The 3,421-nt window shown below is 65.2% G+C and carries 4 protein-coding genes and 1 pseudogene; 2 read left to right on the top strand and 3 right to left on the bottom strand.

Going from position 1 to position 3,421, the window contains the following annotated elements:
- The coding region (locus EFK10_RS46450) for an aspartate/glutamate racemase family protein (RefSeq protein WP_127361645.1) at positions 1–380 on the bottom strand (380 nt) is incomplete at its 3' end.
- Between the two features lie 232 nt (positions 381–612).
- Entirely contained in the window at positions 613–1,122 is a 510-nt protein-coding gene (locus EFK10_RS46445) for a HEAT repeat domain-containing protein (RefSeq protein ID WP_240677898.1), read from the bottom strand.
- 130 nt (positions 1,123–1,252) lie between these two features.
- Here EFK10_RS46445 and EFK10_RS46440 point away from each other — a divergent pair, with 130 nt between their 5' ends.
- The gene (locus EFK10_RS46440) at positions 1,253–1,684 is read left to right on the top strand and encodes a DUF4240 domain-containing protein (RefSeq protein ID WP_127361644.1); all 432 of its coding nucleotides are present in this window, start codon (positions 1,253–1,255) and stop codon (positions 1,682–1,684) included.
- A gap of 710 nt (positions 1,685–2,394) precedes the next feature.
- Positions 2,395–2,754 (top strand): annotated as a pseudogene (locus tag EFK10_RS46435) (hypothetical protein); the annotation flags it as partial.
- Between the two features lie 48 nt (positions 2,755–2,802).
- Here EFK10_RS46435 and EFK10_RS46430 read toward each other — a convergent pair.
- The coding region (locus EFK10_RS46430; RefSeq protein ID WP_127361643.1) for an IS3 family transposase at positions 2,803–3,421 on the bottom strand (619 nt) is incomplete at its 5' end.

Genomic DNA, 3,421 nt, shown 5'->3' with positions numbered 1-3,421 from the left:
AAGGCGGTGCCCAGCAGTCCGATGCGCCGCAGGCCCTTCGCTCGTACGGCGTCCGCGGTAGTGTCGGCCAGGTGCACGAGCGGGATCCGCACCGCGTCCGCCACTTGGTCGGCGACCTTGTGCATGGTGTTGGTGCAGACCAGCACTATGTCCGCGCCAGCCGCCTGGACCGCAACCGCTGCCTTGGCCAGCAGCTTGCCTGCCTCGTCCCAGCGGCCCTCGACCTGGAGCTGTTCGATCCGTGCGAAATCCACCGAATAGAGCACACACGGCGCGGAGTGCAGCCCGCCCAGCCGCTCACGCGTCAGCTCGTTCAGCAGCCGGTAGTACTCCGCCGTGGACTCCCAGCTCATGCCCCCGAGTAACCCGATGGTCTTCATTGCACCACTCTCGCACGGCCGTCAGGCGAAGTACGTGAGGGCCAGCGCCCTGTGGATGCCTCTGTTCATGAGGCCTTCGGGCCGGCTTCCAGTGCGGACAGCAGTTGCCGGGCCAGCCGCGCTCCTTCGCGAAACACAGCGTGGTGCCAAGGGTGAGGGTCTCGTTTGCCGGTGTGTGACCAACGACATTGAGTCCTCCAACCCCGGCTACTGGCGGTGGTATGAGTGATAGTCAAGTGTTGTGGGTGATGGCGTCTTTTGGGGCGGGTTCTTGGGGGATCTCGGTGAGGGCGAGGGCGGCTTCCTCGCGCACGGAAGCGTCGGAGTGTCCGAGGAGGGGTCGGATCATTACGGCTGCTGCTGGGTCCTGGGTCGCGCCGAGGATGTAGAGGGTGTGGCCAAGGAGTTCGGGCTCCATGGCCGCCATTGCGGGCACCAGGGCGGTGAACAGGTCCCGGGGCAGGCGGTAGTGGTTGAACGCCTCGCTGATCGAGTTCAGCGCTGACTCGCGGACCGTCCGGTCGTTCGTCGACGGTGAAGGCGACCAGGCGGCCGACGACCAGCACCGCGGTGGTGTGGTCCAGCGCGTTGTCGCGCAGAAGGTCGCCGAGCTCGGCTGCGGCGAGATCCCGTATGCGCCCGGTGGCTGACCTGACAAAACGCTGACCTGCACGATCGAGGACAACTCACCGCTCTTCCCCGTGGCGTGCCCTCCCATCGGGCACGCCACGGGCGCGGTCACCTTCTGATCCGTAGCTCTAGCCGAGTCGGGCGCCTGCGGTCATAGAGGGCGCCATGAAGCCTGTAGCGGACGATACCGGCCGTGGTCGGTTGTTGTGGGGTCTGTCAGACCGATCCGTCATGCTCTGGGCATGGACGAGAACGTCTTCTGGCAGCTCATTGAGGGCTGCACGCCAGCAGAGCCTGACCCGGACGCGGAGCAGCATGCGGCCACGCTGACGGCACGCCTGACCGCCGGTCCGCTTTCTGCCGTTACCGGGTTCGCCGAACAGTTGTCGTGGGTGCTGTACCGGCTGGATCGCAAGGAGTACGGGCGGGGGCTGTCGGGCGACGGGTTTCTCTACGCGCGCGCCGCTGTCGTTGCCGCCGGTCGCCAAGCGTACGAGAGCGTTCTGGGAGATCCAGTGCAGTTCGTGCCGTACGCCACGGGGCTCGTGTGGGCCGAGAGCTTGCTTTACGTGCCCGACCGGGCATATGAGAACATCACGGGCGAGGAGTGGGACCGCAGCACGCGCTACTCCTATGAGTCGTACTCGAACGCCGCCGGTTGGGTCGGCTCGTAGCCGCACTTCGCCCTGCGAGCGCGGAAGCAGAGGTAGTCACCTCCGTAGGGCTTGCTTCACCAACTGAAACGGCGTCAAGAAGCAGTCGGCAGCAGCTCTAACGGGCAGGAGCGGCATCAGGAGCCGAAGAAGTGACGCTGGGGCTCTGTGGCCTGCGGTCGCCTCACCGATCAACGCTGTGATCTGCGGCTGAGCCGTCAGTGGTTGTCAGCGTTGATCGCCGTTGCGTGCCCATGGACGGCCCAGCGACGGCCCAGGTCGCCAACCCGTGCACGTGGTTCCGTGAGCCTGCGGTGAAGGTGGCAAGCTACGGCCGCCATGAAGAGCTCCGCGGACGCCGTCTAAGGTCTGGGAGCTATGCGACTGGTCGACATAGAGATTTCCCGGCACGACTGGATGGGCATGCTCTGCGGGTGCGGTAATTCCGCAGAGCACCTCGCCCAGGACCTTCTGCGTCTTGCAGGCGGCGGGTCCGGGCGGGAACCGAGTCACGTCAGTTTCGAAGACCATGTATGGTCTCCGGCGGTTCTCTGGGAGCCAGCATCCGCGGTGACCTCCGTTGCCCTGGCGGCGCTCGCGGACGACGTCCCGCCAGCAGCTCGCTGTTGGTTCCTCGATCTCCTCCAGCGCATGGTGGCGGGTGAGGGCTCGGATTTCGGGTCCGCCCGGCGGGGTCTCGATCTGCCGGAACAATGCCGAAACCTCGCCGTGCAAGGTCTTTGGCTGCCACCGCCACCGCCGCGTACACCCGGGGCGGCTACCTGACCAAGATCCTCTACGGTCAGCGGTCGGACACCCTGTTCACCGGGGTTACCTCGGACAAGGTCACCTTCTCCTACGACGAACGCTGCACGGCCTCGGACTGTACGTCGCTGACGGACTCCACGGCCGACAACTGGCCGGATGTGCCGTTCGACTCGATCTGCCAGAAAGACGACGCTTGCGACGCCAAGAGTCCGACCTTCTTCACTCGCAAGCGACTGACAGGTATCACTACCTATGCCTGGAACGCCCTCACGAGTGTCTCGGCGTTCACGGCGGTGGACTCCTGGACGTTGACCCAGCAGTTTGAACCGCTCCGGGTTCTCCAGTGAACCGCTCCGGGTTCTCCAGAGACTCTAGTTTGTGGCTGTGACCTGCAGGTTTGGATGATTCTGGCGGTAGTAGGCTCCCTCGTACTCGATGGGTGGGACGTGACCGAGCTCACTGTGGAGGCGGCTGGTGTTGTACCAGTCCACCCATTCGGCGGTTGCGATCTCGACGTCGGCGAGGGTGCGCCAGGGGCCCTGACGTTTGATCAACTCGGTTTTGTACAAACCGATGGTCGATTCCATGAGGGCGTTGTCCAGGGCGTCTCCGACGGTGCCGATGCTCGCCGCGATGTGTTCCGCGGCCAGGTGGGTGGCGAGGCGGAAACTGGTGTATTGCGAGCCGGCGTCGGAGTGGTGGATCAGCTCCTTCGGGCGTACCGGGATTCCTGCGCGTTCGCGCTGCCACAGACCCATGTCGAGTGCGTCCAGAACGAACTGGGTGCGCTTGTTGGTCGCCGCCGCCCAGCCCACGATCCGGCGTGAGAACGTGTCGACCGCGAAGGCGACGTACACGGTGCCGGCCCAGGACTGCACGTAGGTGAAGTCGGTGACCCAGACCCGGTTCGGCGCGGCGGCCACGAATTTGCGCTTGAGCAGGTCGGGTGCCCGTTCGAGGTTCTTGTCGGCTACGGTGGTGACAACTTTC

The sequence above is a fragment of the Streptomyces soli genome (genome assembly GCF_003999195.1).
In the GTDB taxonomy this organism is placed as follows: domain Bacteria; phylum Actinomycetota; class Actinomycetes; order Streptomycetales; family Streptomycetaceae; genus Actinacidiphila; species Actinacidiphila soli.
The sequence above is the reverse complement of the archived record's forward strand: the minus strand, read 5'-3'. Positions and strand labels throughout refer to the sequence as shown.

What these genes read in the sequence shown, in the direction of transcription:
- EFK10_RS46440 (WP_127361644.1), top strand. Translation starts at nt 1,253, where the DNA reads ATGGACGAGAACGTCTTCTGGCAGCTCATTGAGGGCTGCACGCCAGCA.